Consider the following 21980-nt stretch of genomic DNA (forward strand, 5'->3'; position numbering starts at 1 on the left):
ATGTATCCGAAGGTTAAGCATTCGAACCGAGGCACCGAATCGCGCGTGGAATTTGCGTTCGAGGCGCTGGAGCCAAGGCTTCTTCTGTCGGCGGATTTCATTCCGATTGACGGTCGGATTGATCTTCCGGGCGAAACGGATGCCTATGTGATCACCCTGAACCAGGAGGCGCTGCTGCATGTGGACAGCAGGCTGGCCGCCCCCGTCCGCTGGAGCCTCCTTGACGCCGAACAGACCGTTCTGGGCAGCGCGACCGAAGCATCGACCAATGGCCGCACCGCCACCGCCCCGCGCGCCATTCCACTGGCTGCCGGGACTTATCGTTTCAGCGTCGAAGGGGTGGGCGATGCAACTGGCGATTATCTGTTCCAGCTCAAGGATCTGAATGCCGCACCGGTGGTGGATTTCGCCGCCACGGACAGCGCCGAGCAGATCACGGGCACGCTGGAACACCCACGCCAATCGGTGGCTTTCGGCTTCGACATTTCCAGCGGTCAGGGGATCTCCATTTCCATCGATGACGCGGCAACTTCGGTTGTTGGCGCTCTCATCCTTCTGTCACCCGGTGGGCATGAGATTCACCGCGGGGCGGTTGCAGATTTCGCCCTTTCGGGGCTGCTCGAATCCGGGCGCCATACCCTTTTGCTGGAATCGAACGGCACCGGAGGGGTCGATTACGCCCTTGATCTGGCCCGCCCGGCGGATACGCCAGTCCTGGAACTGGATGGCACGGAAACCCCGCTTGCGCTGGATACCGATGTCACCGCCGAGATCACGGCACCGGGGCAGGTCCTTCGCTATGCGGTGACACTGGATGAACCGGGGCTGGTGGTGTTCGACGCGCGCAGCCGGGTGGTGGAGTTGAACTGGCGCCTGAATACCAGCACCGGCGCGGTGGCCCAACCGTCACTGAGCTTTGCCAATGCAAGCAGTGACGCCCGCGCCCTGATGCTGCCAAAGGGCACGCATCTGCTGGAAATCAGCGGCACCGGGGGATTTACCGGCACCGGCCGCTTCGCGCTGCTGTCTGCCGCCAGTGCCACCGCCCTGCCCGAAGGCGCCGAGGTCCAGGTCCAGCAGGATCCCAGCGGGGCCGCCCAGCTTTGGCATTTCGATGCCGAGGCAGGCACGGTGGTGGGCCTGCGCGAAACCGCCGCCAGCGCCGCGGCAAATACGCAATACACGCTCTTTGGTCCGGGGGGTGCGGTTCTGGCAACCCGCAGCGATGGCCTTGCCCGTACGGTGCTGCCCGTCAGCGGGCGCCATTACGTCATGCTCAACGAACGCAACTTCACCGACGCGCCGGTTGATATCGCCTTTCGCTTTGACCGGGTTGCCGATCCGGCCCCGCAGGCCATCGGGTTCGATGCACCGGTCAACGGCACCCTGTCCACAACCGGCGCGCGCCATGTCTACACATTCACCCTGGACAGCCAGGAACGCATCTTCGTGGACTGGCTGGCGGCTGACAGCACGATCCGGGGGCAACTGGTGGGCCCCCAGGGCACGGTCTGGACAGGGCACAACCCCAACGGCGCGGCGGGTGCGTTGCGGGGAACGGTGCTGGGACCGGGCAGCTATCGGCTGGAGGTGACCGCCACCACAGTCGAAACCGGCAGCTATGCGCTGCAATTGCTGCGGGCCTCCGATGCGACGGAAGTCGAACTTGGTGCCGAGGTGGAGATCACCATCCCGGAAACCGGGGGCAGCCGCCTGTTCCATGTGCCGGTCCCGGCCGGAACCCAGGTCCATGCCCGCTATCTGGGCGGGGCAACGGGCCTGCCGATCTACTGGGCCGCGCATGACGCCGCCGAAACCATCATTCCGCAACGGCTGATCGGTTCGGCAACCGCGCCTGCCCTGGCGCGTGATGGCGGCATCTGGTTCAGCTTCGGGCGCACGTTTTCCGCCGGGGGCGCTTTCAGCGCAGGGTTCCAGTTCGTCCAGACCACCGACACCCGCGCGACCCTGGCGCTGGACAGCCTGGCCGAAGCCGATTTCACCGCCGCCCCCGGCCGCGCCCGGTTCGATCTGACACTGGCCGAAGATACGACCGTTTTCTTCAACGCGCAGACCACCGCCAGCCAGGTCCGCTGGGAGATCGGCACCCCGGACGGGTTCACGGTTGCCTCGGGCACGGCCAATGCCACCGGCTTCGGAAACCGGCACCAACTGGCCGCGGGCGATTACCTGGTCACGGTGACGGCAACCAGCGATATCCGGCAATCGGTGCCCTTCCGGATCGTCGATCTGGGCCAGGCCACGGCGCTGGAGCGTGACACGGATGTCACCGTCACCCTGGACCCGGCCGGCAGCGTGGCAGCCCTGTCCCTTGATGTCGTGGCGGGCGAGGCGCTGTTTTTCGACATCGCCGCCAGTTCGGCACAGGCGCGCCTGATAGCGCCTTCGGGGCAGGGCCTGTGGTCCAGCGCCGGGCCGGTGGATACCCGCAGCTACATGGAGGGCGGGCGCTACACGCTGATCCTTGAAGGCAGCAACTCCTCTGCCGGATCGGTGCGCGTGGCGGTGCGGGCACCCCAGTCCGATGTGGTGCCCATGGACATGGGCGCGGCGGTGACCGGCACCATCCTGCGCGGTGATGCGCCGGGCCATGCCTTCAGCCTGACCAGCGACCGGCTGGTGGCCTTCGACAGCCTGACGCCGCTTTCTGGCCTGCGCTGGTGGATCGAAACGCCGGACGGGGCGCAGATAACTTCGGCGCGGGCCTTCAACTCGCAAAGCGGCGGGTATGAGGCCGCGCATCTGCTGTCGGCGGGCGAGTATGTGCTGCGGGTCACGGGGCAGAACGCGGCCACGGGCGACTATGGCTTCCGCCTTCTGGACAGCGCCGATGCGCAACCCATCGCCCCCGACACCCCGGTCGCGGTCACGCTGGAGGCAGGCCGCGAAAGCCGCCTGTTCGCGTTCGACGCCCTGGCGGGCGAGCGGCTGGCGGTGGCCGCGCCCGAAATCGACGGCGCATCGCGCGGGAACCTGTCCTGGCGGATCGTGCACGAAAGCGGGCTGGAAGTGGCGCGGCGCAACAGTTTCCAGCCGCTGGACTCCGAGACCCTGCATCTGTCGGGGCGGTATTTTCTGATCCTTGACGGCGGATCGAACCTGAGCGCGCCGGTGGATCTGACCTTCCAGCTGGCCCGCAGCGCGCAGCCCACCGCACCGTTGCAGGGCGCAGACTTCGCCCCCGGCACGCTGGTCGAAGGCCAGATCGCCGCCGCAGGCGATGTCGCGCATCACCGCTTCACCCTCACCGAGCGCACGCGGCTGATCTTCGATTCGCGCACCAACAGCAGCGCGCTGCGCTGGCAGATCGACGGCGCCCATGGCGCGATCACCGCCAGCCGCGCCTTCAACACCACCGGATTTTCAGCCTATGGCGGGGTCTGGACCGGGGACAATCCGTTCTTCATCACGCTGGACCCGGGCGACTACCATGTCCGGGTGTCGGCCACCGGCACGGCCACAGGCAGCTATGGTTTTGCGTTGCTGGACCTTGACGCGGGCGCCGATCTGACCGGCGGCGATGCCGTCACCCAGCCGGTATTCGGCACCGCCATGGCGGCGTTCCGGCTGGAGGCACAGGCCGGAGACAGCGCCTGGGTCCGCACCGCCAGCCCGGGGCTGAGCACCCTCTCCACACGCTGGCAACTGCTGGCACCGGACGGGTCGCGCCTTTCGGCCAATCTGGGCGGGGGCAACTGGGACCTGCCGCTGCATGTCACCGGGACGCATTACATAAGCTTCGAACCCGGCCTGACCGTCACCGGCCCCTATGACATCGAGGCCAGCGCCGGGGTGCACCAGACCACCCGCTTCGACATTGCCCCCGGCGATGCCGCCCTGCGGACCCTGCCCCCGGGTCACACCCACCGGCATCTGTTCGAGATGGACGCGCCCGGTGTGCTGTTCCTTGATGCCCGGACCAGCGCGCAGGCGATCGAATGGTGGCTGGAACGCGATGGCGAGATCGTGCATCCCGCGCGCGACCTGCGCTCAACCCTGCTGGGCACGCACGGGCGGCTGGTGCTGGCGCCGGGGGTGTATGAGCTGGTGATCAAGGGGCGCAGCGGGGCGGAAGGTGACTATACCTTTGCCCTGCGCGATCTGGGCGCGGACCTGCCCGTTCTGGGGCCCGAGGCCACGGCCTTCACGCTGGACCCGGCCTCGGGATCGGCGGCCTATACCTTTGACGGCACCGCCGGGTCCGAGGTGTTCATCGCAGGCGGCACCGCCAGCGGCCCCGCGCCGAACTGGTCCCTGTTCGGGCCGGGCATGCTTCTGATTGCCGAAGGGCTGCTGTCATCGCATCCCGGCCGGTTCCTGCTGCCCCAGGATGGTGCATATCGGCTGGTGCTGGACGGCCAGCCCACGGCAACCGGCAGCGCCAACGGAACCCTGCAGATAACCGCCACCGGCGATGTGGTGCAGTCCCTGCCGCTGGACACGGATGTCACCGGCACGCTCGCCCACCCGGGAGAGCGACAGATCCACGCCTTCACCCTGACCGCGCCAACGCGGCTGTTCTTCGATTCCCTGACCAACCGCAACGACCTGCGCTGGACGCTGGAGGGGCCTGATGGTGTCCTGCGCACGGCCGGGCTGAACAATGACAGCTCAGGCTCGGAAATCCATGCGTCGGGTCCGGGCGCCTATCGGCTGATCATCGAAGGCGATGGCACGGCCACCGGCACCTACCGCTTCCGCATGCTGGACCTTGACCGCGCCGCGCGGATCGCCCCGGGCCAGCACGTGGCCGGGGTGCTGGACCCGGGATCGCGCGCGCGGGCCTTTCTGGTGGCCGGTGCGACCGGAGAGCGGCTGTTTCTGGACAGCACCGCACCAGCAGGCCAGAACGCCTGGTGGCGGCTCTTTGCGCCAACGGGGGACCTGTTGGCGCAGGGATCCACGCAGGCGGACATCTCGGGGGTCACGCTGGGACTGGACGGCGATTACCTGCTGACCATCGAAGGGGCGAACAGCCGCACCGATCCCGCGCTCTACGCCTTCAACCTGTTTCTCCATCCCGGCGCGGCACAGGCCGGTGCCACCCCCCTGCAGGGCAGCACCCCGGCCCCCGATCTGGTGGTGCGCGACATGGCGGCCAGCGCGGCCGGGCCGGTGCAGGCCGGCCAGCCCGTGCAACTGCAATGGACAACCCGCAACGCGGGCGACGCCATGGCCGCAGGCAGTTTCAGCGAACGCATTGTCCTGCGCAACCTGGACCTGGACCTTGTGCTTATGGTGCTGGAGCTGCCCCATGACGGCCCCGCCCTTGCCGCGGGGGCCGAACGCGCGCGCAGCGTGATGCTGGACCTGCCCTCGGGCGCGGCTGGCGCGGGGCAACTGGAATTCAGCGTCGAAACCGACATCCGCCGCCAGATCGCCGAAATCAGCGCCGATGGCCGGGCCGAGGCGAACAACCGCACCCGTCTGGGTGTCACCGCGCTGCCTGATACGCTGCCGGACCTGATCGTGACGGATGTGGCGCTTGATCCAGCCGCCGACTGGCAGCCCGGCGATACGATCACGGTGCGCTGGACCACCCGCAACACCGGCGAGGCCGCCGCCGTCGGCCCCTGGCGGGAACAGCTGCGCATCCGCAACATCGCCACCAATGCCGAGGTCACGCTGCAGACGCTGGACTTCGCCGGAACCCTGGCCCCGGGGGAAGCGGCCGTGCGCAGTCTGGAACTGGTCTGGCCCGAAGGCACAATCGCAACCGGGCTCTACCGGGTCACGGTGACAACCGATGTCGCCGATGACGTGCCCGAGGCCAACGCCGATGGCACCGCCGAAAGCAACAATGCTACCAGCCTGGACCAGGTGTCGGCGCCGGATCTTGTGGTGGCGGCGCTGTCCCTGTCCGACCCTGCGCCGGTATCCGGCCAGCCGGTGACCCTCAACTGGACGCTGCGCAATGACGGCAATATTGCCACGCGCGGCGATTTCACCGACTGGCTGTGGATCCTCAACCAGACCACCGGAACGGTGATCCTGTCCGAGGCGGTGCCCTATGACGCCGATGCCCTGGGCGGCATCCCCCCAGGTGGCACCGCCGCGCGCAGCTTCACCTTCACCCTGCCCGAGGGCGCGGCGGGCGCGGGCACACTGGATATCCGGGTCATCACCAACCGCGATACCTCCAACCGCACCGGGATCATCGAGGCAGGCCCCACCGGCGCCGCCTATGACAACAACACGCGCCGCATCACCGTCACCGCGGAACTGGCCGCCGACCCCGATCTTGCCGCGCTGGAATTCAACACCCCCGCCAGCGCCGAGGCCGGGTCCGCGATCACCCTGTTCTGGCGTGCCACCAACGCCGGGGGTGCGCTGGCGCCGGGCGGCTGGATTGACCGGGTCCAGCTGCGCCGCGCCGATGGCAGCGGCGCCCCCCTGACCCTGCTCGAGATTCCGCGCACCGCCGATCTGCCCGCAGGCGCCGAATACCAGATCAGCCGCGATGTGACCCTGCCCGAGGCGCTCTCGGGCGCGTGGGAGCTGGTGCTGACCCTGGATGCAGAGGCTGCCCTGAACGAACCCGGCGCGCGGGACAACAACGTCCTGCACCAAGCGCTCACTCTGACCGCCCCCGCCGCCGACCTGCTGGCCGAGGTCATCACCGGGCCCGCAACGGCGCTGGCGGGCGGCGATGTCACGCTGACCTGGCGGGTGGTCAACACCGGCGAAGCCGCCGCCAGCGGCACATGGTCCGATGCGCTCTGGCTGTCGCCAACGCCCGCGCTGTCGGCCCAGGCCACGCTGCTGGCCGAGGTTCCGCGCACCCTGCCCCTTGCCCCGGACGAAGGCTATACCGGCCAGGCCAGCGTCACCCTGCCCGCAGACATGGACGGCGATCTGTTCTTCGTGCTGGAAACCGACACCGGCCAGGTGGTGTTCGAAGCCGGGCGCCGGGACAACAACCTTGTCGCCAGCCCGCTGCCGGTGACGGTCGCCCTGCCCACCGCCGCCAACCTGCGCCCGGTGCGCCTGGAGGTCCCGGAAAACGCCGTGCCGGGCGAGGCCCTGCGCATCGGCTGGCAGGTGGAGAACGCAGGCGCGGGCGTGGCGCGCGCGCCCTGGGCGGACCGGGTGGTGCTGGTGTCCGAAGACACCGGCGCGCAGACCGTCCTGGGCAGCGTGGCGCGCACCTTCGATCTGGCGCCGGGCGCCGCTTATGATGCATATCTGGATGTCACCCTGCCCGCGCTGGGCAGCGGCGCCTGGCGGGTGGCGGTGATCACCGACTGGCAGAACCGCGTCTTCGAAGGCGCGGCCACCGATGACAACCGGCTGGAGGCCGAAACCACCCTGGGCATCGCCCGCCCCGATCTGGCGCCGGTGATCACCGCGGCCCCCGGCGCGGTGATCTCGGGCCAGGAGATCACCGTCGAATGGCGGGTCGAGAACCGCGGCGCCGGGCAGGCGCTGGCCGGTTTCGCCGATGAGCTGTGGCTGACCCGCAGCGGCCAGGTGGATGATGACGCGGTGCTGCTGGACCGCAGCCTGCGCGACACCCCGCTGGACCCCGGCGCGGCCTGGCTGCGCAGCGTAACGGGCCTTGTGCCGATCGCGCTGTCAGGCGACTGGCAACTGCTGGTACGCAGCGATGCCGATGGCGTGCTGGTCGAAGCCGATACAGACAACAACAGCGCCACCGCGCCGCTGACGATCACCCTGGCCGAACATGCCGATCTGGCCGTTTCCGATGTGGTGGCCCCGCCCGTCACCGCGCGCGACCCGGCCATGATCACCGTGGGCTGGACCGTGACCAACATCGGCAGCGGGCAGGGTGCGGAAACCGGCTGGGTGGACCGGATCATCGCCTCGCGCAGCGGGGTGCCGGGGGCAGCCGACAATATCACCCTGGCCGAGGTCGCCCGCACCGCCCCGCTGGCGCCGGGCGAAAGCTATACCGCCTTTGCCGACATCCTGATGCCACCGCGCTTTTCCGACCGGCTGACACTGTTCGTGCTGGCCGATGCCGAAAACACCGTGTTCGAGGCCGGGCTGACCGACAACAACCTGGCCAGCCCGCCGCATCCGGTGGATATCATGCCGGCGCCCAATGCCGATCTGATCGTCACCGGGTTCGACGCTGACCCGACGGGGCAGAGCGGGCAATCCCTGGCGCTGAGCTGGAGCGTGGCGAATGTCGGCCCGGGGGTGACGGATCGCAATGGCTGGACGGATCGCATCCGCATCTTCGCCGATGACGCGGCCACGCAGCTTGTGGCCACGCGCGACCTGACCCGCATCGGCGCCCTGGCCCCTGGCGAATCCTATAGCCGCAGCGCCCAGATCACCCTGCCCGAGGGCCTGTCCGGGCGCTACTGGCTGCAGCTTGAAACCGCGCCTCAGGGCACGCAACGCCCGTTCGAATTCATCTTTGATGACAACAACCGCAGCGCCCTGGCGCCAGTGGATGTGACGCTTGCGCCCTCGGCCGATCTGCAGGTCGGCGACATCGCCCTGCCTGACACGGCGATCGAAGGCAGCGCCATCGACATTGCCTGGCAGGTGACCAACGCCGGGGCGGCCACCGCCGCGGGGGGCTGGGTGGACCGGGTGGTGCTGGTGCCCCAGGGGCAGGATGCCGCACCGGTGGTGCTGGGTGATTTCAATGCCGCCGGGCCGCTGGCCGCGGGGCTGTCCTATCAGCGCACGGAACAGGTGGTGCTGCCCGCGCGGCTGGTGGGCGCATGGCAGATACAGGTCATCACCAATGCCACCCGCACGGTCTATGAACACGGGCCACTTGCCGAAAACAACAGCCGCACCAGCGCCCGGACGCTGACGGTCACGCCGCTGCCCCGCCCCAATCTGCAGGTGGCCGCGATCACCGCCCCCGATACGGTGGACGCAGGCGGCACCCTCCAGGTCGATTTCGAGGTGATCAACCAGGGCGCGGTCGCGGCCACCGGCACCTGGATCGACCGCGTGTATCTGTCGGCCAGCCCGCAACTGGGGGCGGGGGCGATCCTTCTGGGCACATTCGCCAATGGCGCCGCCCTGGCCCCGGGCGCGCGCTACGCCACCACCACCCAACCGGTCGAGGTGCCGCTGCGTTTCGGCGGCGATGCCTGGGTGATCGTGGTCACCGATGCGGGCAACGCGGTCGATGAATTCCCCTTCGAGGATGACAACACCGCCCGCCAGCAGCTCTTCGTCACCCCCGCCCCGCGCCCCGATCTGGTGCTGGAGCGCGTGGTTGCCCCGCAGCAGGCCGTCGCCGGGGCCGAGATCGAGGTCCGCTTCACCGTGGCGAACCACGGTCTGGGCGAAACCTTTGTCGGCAGCTGGCAGGATTCGATCTGGATCGCGCGCGACCCGCGCCGCCCCAACGCCGCCCCCGCCCCGCAGAACCCGGGCGATATCGACTTCGTGCGCGGCAACAGTGCGCAGTTGCTGGCCACGATCCCGCGCAGCGGCGTGCTGGCGGTGGGCGAAAGCTACGAGGTGATCGCCCGCGTCCGCCTGCCCGACACTCTGGAAAGCGGGCGCTACTACATCACCCCCTGGGCCGACAGCACCGGGCTGGTGATCGAGGACACCCTGGCGATCAACATCAACCCCGATGACCCTGATGAGCTGGACAACAACAACTACAAGGGCCGCGCGATCGACATCCTGGGGCAGGTCATCAGCCTGCCTGACCTTGTGCCGCAGGTGATCGCCGACGCCACCGCGCCCGTGCGCGCCGGGCAGGACCGGCTTGAGGTGACCTGGCAGGTGCGCAATGACGGCGCGGGCAACACGCCTTCGGGGGCGCGCTGGCTGGACGGTGTCTATCTGAGCGACAGCCCCGAATGGGGCGCCCCGGGCGCGCAGGTCATCACCCTGGCGCTGGAGCCGCATCTGGACGGCCTGGGCCGGGGCGAAAGCTACACGCGCAGCCGCAGCTTCGATCTGCCGCCCTCGGCCGCGGGGCAGTATGTCCATGTGCGTGCCGATGTGGTGATGCAGGGCTGGCCCGGTGTGACCGAAGCCGATGAGGACAACAATACCGCCACCACCCCGGTCATGGTGACCCGCGCGGCATCGAACCTGCGGCTTCTGGGGCTGGAGGCACCGGTCAGCGCCACCTCCAGCGGGCGGATTTCGGCAAGCTGGCAGGTTGAAAACACCGGCGCCGATGTCTGGGACGGGACCGAACAGTGGTTCGATGCGCTCTGGGCCTCGCCCGATCCGGTGCCTGACTTTTCCCGGGCGACGCTGCTGGCGGTGGTGCCCGTCCGGCCCGAAGGCGGCCTGCCCAGCGGCGGCAGCTATGCGGCGCAGGCGGATGTGACCCTGCCCGGCGGGATCGAGGGGCCGTATTACCTGCATGTGTTCAGCAATGTCTCGTCCATCAGCGGCCGCCCCTTCGACAGCGACAGCACCACCGGCGCGGCCGACAGCTTGCGCAGCATCTACCACAACCGCGTGTTCGAAGCCAACGCCTTCGCCGACAACCGGGCCAGTCGGCAGATCGATGTCACCTATTCCGAACCCAATCTGGTGGTCAGCGCGATCGACCTGCCCGCCGAGGCCATGGCCGGCACCGAAATCGAACTGCGCTTCACCGTTGCCAATATTGGCACCCGTGACACCACGGTGGGCAACTGGATGGACCGCGTCTTCCTGTCCCGCGACGGGGCGCTGGATGCGGGCGACACCATGCTGGCCGAGGTCCGCCGGATCGCCCCGCTGGCCGCGGGCGACAGCTATGAAGCAACCGTGATGATCCGCCTGCCGGACGGGATCGAAGGCGATTTCAACATCATCGTGGACACCGACAGCCTGGCCACGCCACTGGCCCGGGCCGAGAGCGATATCCGCAGCGGGCTTTCGGGCCTGCGCCTGGGCACCGGGCAGGGCCGCGTGCCCGAGTTCCGCGACACCGGCGACAACCAGACCGCCGCCCCCCTGACCATCACCCGCGGCATCACCCCCGATCTGCGCATCACCGCCACAGACATCCCCGAAGCCCTGCAAAGCGGCCAGCGCCTGCCGGTCAGCTTTACCATTACCAACCTGGGCGAGGCCGACACCCGCGACGATGCACGCTGGACCGATGCCGTCTATCTGTCGCGCGACACCACGCTGGACCCGCGCAATGACATCTTTCTGGGTCAGTTCCAGCGCGTGGGCGGGCTGGCCGTGGGCGAAAGCTATACGGTCACGGCGGATCTGGACCCGCGTCGGCTGCTGGACGGGGCCTGGTATGTGGTGGTGCGCACCGATCTGCCGGATGCCGCCAACCCCGATGGCCGCGTCTTCGAAGGGGCGGGCGAGGGCAACAACATCCGTGCCACGGCCCAGCCGGTGCTCTTCGGGCAGGCGTCCCCGGCGGATCTGGTGGCTTCGGATGTGCGGATCGAAGGGGCGCTGACCTCGGGGAACCAGGTGACACTGCGCTGGACGGTCACGAACGCTTCGGACAGCCCCGCGCAGGGGCGCTGGACCGATGCGGTCTATCTGTCGACCGACAGCACCTGGGATATCGGCGACCGGCTGCTGGGGCGGCTGGAGCGGCCTGCCGAACTGGCCCCCGGCGAGAGCTATGAGGCCGAGTTGATCGTGACCCTACCACCGGTGACCGAGGGTTTCTACCGCTTCATCGTCCGCGCCGATATCCGCAACGAGATCTTCGAGGACGGCGCCACCGGCAACAACATCGCCGTCAGCGCAAGCGCCGTGCATGTGGATGTGCCCGAGCTGTCGCTGAACACCCCCACGGCCCTGACCCTTGCCCCGGGGCAGGAACGGCTGTTCCGCGTCACCCCCGGCGCGGCTGAAACCCTGCAGATCGCTCTGCAATCGGACCAGGCCGAGGCCCGCAACGCGCTGTTCCTGCGCGCAGGCACCGCCCCCGATGACACCCGCCATGACGCCACCCACCGCGGCCCGGCCCGGGCCGATCCGGTGGCGGTGCTGGGCAATACCGTGGCGGGGGCGCATTATGTGCTGGTCCGCGCCCTGCCCGGGGGCGACACGGTCCAGCAACTGACCCTGACCCCCCGCCTGCTGCCGCTGTCGATCACCGACCTGTCGCTGGACCGTGGCGGGGACGGGCGGTTCGTGACCCTTGCGGTCGAGGGCGCGCGCTTCGCCCCCGATGCCGTCCTGCGCCTGACCCGCCCCGGCGTGGCCGCCTTCGAACCCGAACGGATCGAGGTTTCGCGCGGCACCACGATCACCGCCGTCTTCGACCTGCTGGATGCCCCGCGCGGGCTTTATGACATCGAGGTCATCAACCCCGATGGCAGCATGGCCGTTGCGCCATATCGTTACCTGATCGAACGGCGGATCGAGGATCAGGTGCAGATGGCGCTCGGCGGCCCGCGCGTGGTCGAGGTCGGCGCCGCAGGGACCTATTCGGTCAGCTTTGCGAATTTCGGCAATACCGATGCGCCCTATGTGCATTTCACCTTCGGCGTGCCGGAAATGGGCACCGCCCCCGGGGTCTGGAACCTGCCCTTCCTGGAACTTGCCACCAATGTCACCGGCGCGCCCTCTGGCGATGCGCGCGGCATTGACTGGGCCGTTGCCGATCCGCTGGTCAATCGCGCCGGGCAGATTCTGGCGCCCGGGTTCGTTCATTCCATTCCCGCCGGTGGCGTGGTGCAGGCCACGTTCAACGCCCAGACCTATCCGGCGTTGCAGGCGCTGGTAGAGCGCGATTTCGCGGCGCTGCGCGCATTCCTCTATGCCCGCGACCCGGCCCTGCGCGCCGCCGGTGCGCTGGACGGCGGGCCTTCGGCGCTCGAGGATCTCAACCCGCTGTGGGCGGCGATCTTCAACGACCCGCGGGTCGAGGTGATCGACGATGCCGTGCGGCTTTATGCGCCGTTCCAGTTCAACGTGGTGGCGGCGGCCACCCCCATGACCCATGCCGAATTCCTGGCCTTCCAGACCGCGCAGGCACAGTCCCTGCGCGCCGCGATCCTGGCCGATGAAACCGCGCCGCCCGCGCTGATGACGCTTGCGGCGGATGAACCGCTCTGGCTGGCAGGCTATCTGGCCGCCCTGGAAGATGCCGGCATCCTGCGCGCCGCCGAAGACGCCCCCTATGTGCGCGATCTGGGCGCTGTGACCAGCCTTGTATCGACCCTGTCCATGGGGCTTGTGCTGGGCCCCGAAGGCGACGCGCTGCGCAGCAGCGGCGATCTGGTGGAATTCTTCGCCCAGGTCCGGCAATGGTATGGCACCGACAGCGACACGCTGGCCCCGCTGGCCGGGCTGGATCTGCGCGAGCGGCTCCCGGACATCCCGCCGCTGGACATACCGGTGCCGCAACTGCCCGTGTTCGAGGATTACGCGCTGGGCCTTGCGAACCCCACGCAATTCCTGGCCTTCAACGTGTTTTCGGCCTTTGGCGCAGCCGAAGGGTTCGATGTGGGCGCAGCCCTCAGCGGCGGCGCGCTGGACCCGCTGGACCTGGGCCGCTACCTGCAGGAGGCCGACACCCTGGGCCGCACGGCGGCACTCATCGGCCCCCGGACCGGTGGCGACGGCACGTTTGTCCCCGCGGGGACACCACTTCCCTACGAGATCCGCGTCGAGGCCCCGCAGGCGGCAAGCGGCCCGGCAACAGAGTTGCGGATCGTCACCGCGCTGGACCCCGCGCTGGACCCGGGCAGCTTCCGCCTGGGCGCGATCATGGTGGATGGCGTGACCATCACCGTGCCGCCGGACCGGCAACTGTTCCAGACCGAGCTGAACCTGGAGGGCACGCGCGGGGTGGTGATGCGCGTCTCGGCCGGGGTGGATGCGGCCAGCGGGATCGCCACCTGGCTGATCGAGGCGATCGACCCCGCAACCGGCGAGCCGCCGCGCGACGGGCTGCGGGGGCTCTTTGCCGATGCGGATGGCACGGCACGGGTGTTCTACACCGTCCAGCCGCGGGCATCGGCGCCGGATGGCGCCGAGATCACGGCCAGCGCACGGGTCTTCTTCGACAATGCCCCGCCCGAGGACACCAACACCCTGACCCAGCGCCTGGACGCCCAGCCGCCCCGCACCACGCTGGAGGTGACGCGGGTGCCCGGATCGGCGATCCATGCGCTGGATTGGGTGGCCGATGACGAGGGCGCGGGCGTGCGGGATGTGGCCCTCTATGTGGCTACCGACGGGGGTGATTTCCGCCTGTTCGACCGCTTTGGCCCCAGCGGTTTCTTCAGCTTCCAGGGCGAGTCCGGGCGCAGCTACGAATTCCTGGCCCTGGCCCGCGATCTGGCCGGGAATGTGGAACCCCCGCCGCTGGGTGTCTCGGTCCCCGGCAGCGCGGTGCTGGCCGATCTGGGCGGGCCGGGGATGCTGCTGCCCACGCCCGCCGCCCCGGCCCCGACCCCGCCCCCACCGGCCGATGCAACCCCGCATCCGCTGTTTGTCGCGGCCAGCGGGCGGGTGCCCGCGCCGGTGGCCAGCGCCAACCCCTCCAGCCTGACACAGGTCCTGGCCCCGTTCGCCGCCGCCGGGTTCGTCAGCGGCCTGCCCGCTGCCGATGCCGCCGGACTGGGCGCAACGGCGCTGGCGCAGGCCCCCGATGGCAGCGTGATCGTGGCTGGCGGCATGGGGCGCGGCGCGCTCTACAGGGTGGCACCGACCGGGGGCCCGGCGCCCCTGCCCTTTGCGATGCTGGACACCCCCATCCATGATCTGGCCTTTGGGCGCGATGGCCGACTGTGGGCCGCCAATGGCGCCGAATTGCTTGAACTTGACCCCGACAGCGGCATGATCCTTGCACGCCACGGCACCGGGTTGACCCAGGCCCTGGCGGTCGATCCGGCCAGCGGGGTGATCTTCATCACCTCAGGTCGCGGGATCGAACGCTTTGATCCGGTTGCGGAAACCTTTGCCCCCTTCAGCGAAACCCGCGCGGGCAGCCTGGCCTTCGGGCCAGACGGGCAGCTCTGGGCGGCGGCCTGGCCCGAACGCGGGGCGATCCTGCGGCTGGATGCGCAGGGCCAGGCCAGCCAGATGCTGCAGCTTCCCGGCCCGGTGGACAGCCTGAGCCTGGGCCTGCAGGCGCAGGAGGGGTTGCTGTTTGCCTCAAGCAACCGCGGGGCAGATGGCAGATCCGCGCTGTATCTGGTGGATATGGCCACGCGCGACTGGCTTGTCCTGGGCCAGAGCGCGGAACGGGGCGACAATCTGCTGACCCTGGCCGACGGGCGCGTGCTGTCGGTGCAGGGCGCGCAGGTGGATGTGCTCAACCCGGTCACCGCCCCGGCGGTCAGCGCCATCACCCCGGCGCTTTCGCAGATCATCACCACACCGCTGCGCAGCATCATCGTGCAGTTTGACAGCGACATGCTGACCGGCACCGGCACCGAACCCGGGTCGGTGCTGAACCCCGACAACTACCGCATTGCCAACCGGCAGGGGCATCAGATCCCCGTGACCGGGGTTGTCTGGGACCCGGCCACACGCAGCGCGACCCTGAGCGTCGATCCCCTGACGACCGAGGAATACCTGATCGCCATCGCCCGCCAGGTCAGCAATGAGGCCGGGGTCCAGATGGCGCAACGGGTCGAAAGCCGCTTTGCGGTGCTGCTGGATTTCTCGGACCGTGTGGCGCTGGAATTCACGAATGTGCGCAGTTCGGCGCAGGATGGGACGCTGCGCTATGACGTGCGCATCACCAATATCAGCGATGCCCCCCTGCCGGTGCCGCTGCGCCTGGTGCTGGACCCGGACCGCGCCTTTGGCGGCACCGCGATCGGGGCGGAACAGGCGGGCGATCTGTGGCTTCTGGACCTGAGCGGCGATCTGCCGGCCAGCGGCACCCTGGCCCCGGGTGCTGCGGTGACAACCACCCCGGTCCTGGCCCTGCCCCGCGGCAGCCAGATCGGGATCGACCATGCGCTGTTCAGCCTGCCCATGCCGAACTCCCCGCCCGAGCTGACCGCGCCCCTGCCCGAACGCGCCGTGGTCGGCGAGACCCTGAGCACCCGGTTGCAGGCCGTGGACCCCGATGGCACCAGCCCGGTCTTCGTGCTGCTGGACGCCCCCGAGGGGCTGGAGCTGTCGCGCGACGGGCTGCTGACCTTTACCCCCACCGCCGCCACGGCGGAATCGGTGCAGATGCGCCTGCGCATCTATGACGGTTTCGGTGCCTGGCGCGAGGTTCTGCATCAGATCGGTGTCGACGGGGGCAACCATCCGCCCCGGTTCCTGATCGCCCCGGATACGGTGCTGGCCGTCGAAGGCATGCCGCTGGCGCAGCCATTCGCCGCCTATGACCCCGATGGCGAAGCCGTGTTCCTGCGCTTCGAAAACCTGCCCATGGGCGCCTATTGGGATGCGCAACAGGGCGCGCTGGTCTGGCAGCCGGATTACGGGCAGGCGGGCAGCTATGCCGATGTGCGCCTCATTGCCACGGACGGGCGCGGCGAAACCGTCCACCGGTTTGACATTCTGGTCGCCGAAGGCGCGGCGCCGCCGCTGGTCGCGCCCCCCGCCGAACGCGTGATCCGCGAAGGCGAGACCCTGCGCGTGCAACTGGTCGCCTCGGACCCGCGCGGCACGCCCCTGCGCTTTGGCAGCCCAGCGCTGCCCTCGGGGGGGCGCCTTGATGCGCAGTCGGGTCTGTTCGAATGGACCCCGGATTTCACCGATGCCGGGCGCTACCGGATACCCTTTGTCATCTCCAACGGGCAGCGCAGCACCCAGGTGCATCTGGAGGTCGAGGTGCTGAACGTCAATGCACCGCCGGTCTTTGCGCCGCTGGATGAACTCACCCTGTTCGAAGGCCAGCCCCTGGACCTGGCGCTCTGGGCCATCGACCCCGACAACCCGCGCTACGCGCCCCCGGTGCGGATTGACGGCGTTGCCGTGCCCGATGAGGACCGCTTCATCGCGCCCACGCTCACCTACACGGTCAGCGGCCTGCCCGAAGGCGCGGTCTTTGACCCCGAAACCGCAAGGCTGCACTGGATACCGGATTTCGGCCAGGCCGGGCGCTACAGCCTTGCCGTCACCGCAACCGACGATGGCGATGGCACCGGCCAGCCCGCCAGCACCACGCAGACCGTGGCGCTGCATGTCCTCAACCTCAACCGGCCGCCGGAACTGGCCCCGATCGGCAACCGCACGGTGGCCGCGGGCGCGGCGCTGGAGATCCCGGTCACCGCCACCGACCCGGATGGCAACCCGCTGCGCCTGAGCGCCCTGCTGACCCCCGCCCCGGGGTCTGGCGCCACAGGCCTTGACCTGCGCCCGCGCGCCCTGACCGCCGAAGGGGACGGGCTGGGGCAATTCATCGACAATGGCGACGGCACTGGGCTTTTACGTTTTGCCCCGGTCCCTTTCGACCGCGGCAATCATGTCATCACCGTGCAGGTCGAGGATGACGGCGGCGGCGCACCCGCCCTGATCAGCCGCGATGAAGTCAGCTTCGTGCTGACCGTGGAGGCCCCCTCCATACCGCCGCGGCTGACGATCATGCCCCAGGCGGTGGCCGTGGTGGGGCGTGAACTGGTGGTGCCGCTGGACGCCACGGACCCGGATCAGGACCCGTTGACATTCTCTGCCGACACGCTGCCCCCGGGGGCGCGGATAGAGCCGCTGGCGCAATACGGGCGCGCGGTGCTGGTCTGGACGCCCGGGCCGGATGACACGGGTGTGCATGATCTGGTCATCACCGTGCGCGACAATGGCAATGACGGCGCGGGACCCGTCGGCACGGATCAGGCGCCGCTGCGGCTGGTGGTGCGCGCGGCCAATGCCGCCCCGCTGCTGCTGCCGGTCGGCCCGCAGCAGGTGGATGCAGGCCAGACGCTGGATCTGCAGCTTGCCGCCATTGACCCGGATGACGACCTGCTGACCTTCACCGCCCGCAACCTGCCCCCCGGCGCCGTGCTGGACCGCGCCACCGGCCGCCTGCGCTGGACCCCGCCGCCCGACGCCGCCGGGATATACGAGGGGATCGAGCTGCGCGTCACCGATGGCGCCGACGACAGCCTTGAGACCATCTCGATCACCGTGAACGCGGTCAATCGCGCGCCTGTGCTGGTGCCCCTGCCCATGCAATTCGGGCGCGAAGGGACCGAAACGCGCTTCCAGTTGATCGCCGCCGACCCCGATGGCGACCCGGTTGTCTTCGAAGCCCGCGACCCGCTGCCGCGCGGCGCAGAGTTCGACACCACCAGCGGCAGCTTCCGCTGGACCCCCGGGTTTGACGCCGCAGGCACCTATCAGCTTGCCTTTGCCGCGCTTGACCCTTCGGGCGCCGAGGCCCTGACCACGGTGACGCTGGACATCGCCGATGTGAACCGCGCCCCGGTGCTGGCTGCGGCGAACCAGATCGCCATCCTGGGCGAGGAGCTGCGCTTTTCGGTTGCGTCCTCGGACCCTGATGGCGATGCGCTTGTCCATGAATTCACCGGCCTGCCCCCCGGCGCCACCTTCGACCCCGACAGCGGCACGGTCAGTTTCACCCCCGGCCCCGGTGCGCTGGGGGATCATGTGGTCGTCGCCCGGGTCTCGGACGTGCGGGCGCAGGTGTCTGCGCCCTTTGTGCTGCGGGTTGTGGCGCAACCGGACCCCCCGCGCCCGCTGCTCGTGGCCACCCCTGACTTTGCGGTGCTGCCCGGCCAGCGCATCACCGTCAGCCTGCGCGCCGACAGCTTCCTGCCGGTTGCCGCAGCGCGGCTGCTGCTGAACGGATCCGAGGTCGCGCTCGATGCCAACGGGCGCGCGCAGATCACGGTCACCGCCCCCGGTGTGCTGACGCTGGAAGGGATCGTCACCGATACCGCCGGACAGGAGGGACGCACCAGCAGCGTGATCCGTGTGCGCGACCCGGACGATACCGCCGCCCCTGTCGTCACCCTGCCGCCCGCGCTTGACCGCGCGCCGCTGGACCGGGCGCAGACGCTGTCCTTTGGTATCGAGGACCGCAATCTGGATCACTGGCGGCTGGAGCTGCACCATATCGCCAGCGGAGGGGTGCAGCTTCTGGCCGAAGGCCGCCAGACCGGCACCCAGAGCCTGACCCTGGACCCGGCCGCATTCGCCAGCGGCTTCTACCGGCTGCAGCTTGAGGCCGTCGATGTCAGCGGGCGCAGGAGCACGGCGGCGCAGACACTTGAATTGCTGCCGGATACGGATGCCCCCCGCGCGATCCTGACGCAAACCGATCTGACCCTGCAGGTTGGCGCCAATACCCTGGCGCTGGCCCGGCAGTTCGACACGCTGGCCAATCCCGGCCCGGGGCTGCTGGGCAAGGGCTGGCGCCCGGTCTGGCAGGACTTCGCCGTCGAATATGACCCGCTGTCGACCGGGCGGGCCGAAGACGGGGTGCCGCGCGGACTGGGGCGTGAATCACGGCTGCATCTGTCGCTGCCCGATGGCACGCGCCTGGCCTTCGGGGTCCGGCTGGAGCTTGACCCCCACCCCGGCCTGCAGCTTGCGCAGCCGGTGTTCGTGCCCGATATGCCCGGCGACTGGCAGTTGCAGGCCGAATCGCCCCCGCTGATCGCCGCAGGCGGGCGGCTTTATGACCTGCGCAGCGGGCGCGCCCTGGACCCGCTGGCCACCGATGAGCTGCGCCTGCGCCTGCGCGCGCCGGATGGCACCGAATGGGTGCTGGACGGGTCCGGGCAGGTGCGCGCCATCACCTTTGCCGATGGCACCACGCTGGCCCTGTCGGATACGGCGATCCTGGGCCCTGACGGGGTGGTTGCGGCCCTGCAGCGCGACCACCGCGGACGCCTGGCCGAGGTCACCTCGGACCGGGCGCGGGTGTTGTTTGGCTATCGTGGGGACGGGCTTCTGGACCGGGTGCGCCAGGTCGGCGCCACCGATACCGCGCTTCAGGCCTATGGGCCGGAGGGCCAGCTTCTGGGCAGCACAGGGACGGGCGACACCGGGGCGGGCGACACCGGGGAGGGCGGCACCGGGGCGGGCGGCTTCTGGCTGGACGGCGACCAACTGCGCCCGCTGGCCGGGTCATTCGGCCCCCTGGCGGTTGCTGCCGGGACATCGCAGGCCGTGACCCTGGCCGAAGATGGCCGGGCCGTGGTCTCGATGGTGGTGCGCGGCAGCGAGGTTGCAGGCCCGGGCGGGCGGGTGCTGCTGGGGCTGCGCATCCATGGAAACGGGGCCATGCCGCAGGCGCTGACGGGGCTGGAGCGGCTGTCCTCGGAAACCACGGGCGGGGTGCAGACCCATATCCTTGCCGCCGAAACCGCAGGGCTGCATCTGATCGCGCTGGAGGGCGCGGCCGGCGCGGGTGTCACGCTGGAGGTGTTCACACCGGGCGATCTGGATGGCGACGGGCGCGTGGACGCGCGCGATGCCGAAGCTTTCGAACTGGGTCCGGTCGATATCACCGGCAACGGGCAAGCCGGGGCTGCGGATGCGCGGATCATCGCCGCCAATGCCGGTTTCGCGGTCAATCTGCCCCCCGTGATCGACGCCGCAGAGCTGCGCAGCTTTGTCGGTCTGCCCTTGCATCTGTCCCTTGGCGACCTTGCCCATGACCCCGAAGGCGACCCGGTTTTCCTGCGGGTTGACCATGCGCTGGGCGGCGCGGCGCGGATTGCCCCGGACGGGCGCAGCCTGATCTTCACCCCCGACCCCGGGTTTTCTGGAACCGCGCGGCTGGGCCTGCGCGCCGATGACGGCTTCGCGGTTTCGGCGGTCCATGACCTGCAGATCACGGTTCTGGATGAACGCCCCCTTGCCATCGATTTCCTGACGCGCGGCTCCGAACTGAATATCGGCGGGCTTGGGGCGTTGATGGTGGTGGGCGATTTCCCCTCGGCCAGCGGGGTGCCCCTGCCGCTGGACTATCTGGACCTGAGCTTCACCGCACCCGAGGTTCTGGAGCTGCGCGAGGACGGCTTGCTGCGCGGCCTGATGGAGGGCGCAAGCCTGGTGATTGCAGAACGCGACGGCACCCGCGCCGTGACCCGCGTCAGCGTCGGCAACGAAGGGCTGGACGATCTGCTGGACATGATCATGGGGCTGGAGGTGGTCCCCGGCGCCATCACGCTGGAGGCCGGTCAGGGCACCGCGCACCTGCGCTTCACCGACAGCTCCGGCACTCCGCTGGAGGCAGAGCCCGGCGCGCTGGCGCTCTTCAGCTCGAACGATGCGGTTGTGACCGTCGATCCCCAGGGCCGCCTGCAGGCCGGTGCCGCGGGCGAGGCCGTGATCACCGCCATCCTGGGCGGGCTGGAGCGGCTGGTGCCGGTCAGGGTGGTTGCGGCGCAGACCGGTGCCACCACGCTGGGGCGCGATGGCGGCGTGATCGCGAATGAGGCGGGCATGACCGTGGCGATTGCCCCGGGCGCGCTGGGCCATGATGTCGAGGCCGAAATCCGCCAGATCGCCCGCGCCGATCTGCCCATCGCCCCCCCGCCCGAGGATCTGGGCTGGAATTTCGTCGATGCCTTCCGCTTCACCATCGATGATGCGCTGATGGCGGTTCCGGCGCAGTTCAGCCTGCCCACCGATCTGCCCGAGGGCGCCGAGGTGGTGATCTATCGCCACGCTCCGCTGCCCGGCCCCGAAGGCTGGGTCATGGGCTGGCAGCAGGTGGCCAGCGGGCTGGTCGGCGCCGACGGGGTGGCGCGCAGCATCGGCGGCGATGATCTGGGGCTGGTGGCCAACAGCTTCTATGCCGTGACCAATCCGCGCGAGGGCGGCGTTGCCCGCCAGGGGGGCACCGCCTTTGCCGCATTCCCCCAGAACAACGCCAGCATGGGCGCGGTCATGAGCCTGCCCGGGGGGATTACCGTTGGCGCGACCGCGCCCGCACCGCGGGTGACATTGCACATGCCCATCGGAGCAATCCAGACCACCTTCAGCGCGATTTCGCCCAGCGGCCTGATCGAAAGCGTGACACAGACCATCAACACTCTGGCTGATGGCATCCGCGATGCCTTTGACGTGACGATCTTCAACATCGGGCAGGTGGCGGACCCGGCAGATATGGTGCCGGTCATCACCGGCAGCGTGGTGGACAG

The 21980-nt window shown here is 69.4% G+C and carries 1 protein-coding gene (cut by a window edge); it reads left to right on the plus strand.

What is annotated here, in order from left to right:
* Positions 1 to 21980, plus strand: partial view of a CARDB domain-containing protein gene (locus HUK65_RS09790; protein WP_179905986.1) — the 5' portion only. Its footprint extends 9769 nt past the window's final position; only the first 21980 of its 31749 coding nucleotides appear in the window; its start codon is at positions 1 to 3; its stop codon lies beyond the right edge, outside the window.

Origin of the sequence: Rhabdonatronobacter sediminivivens (assembly GCF_013415485.1) — a bacterium.
Lineage (GTDB): Bacteria > Pseudomonadota > Alphaproteobacteria > Rhodobacterales > Rhodobacteraceae > Rhabdonatronobacter > Rhabdonatronobacter sediminivivens.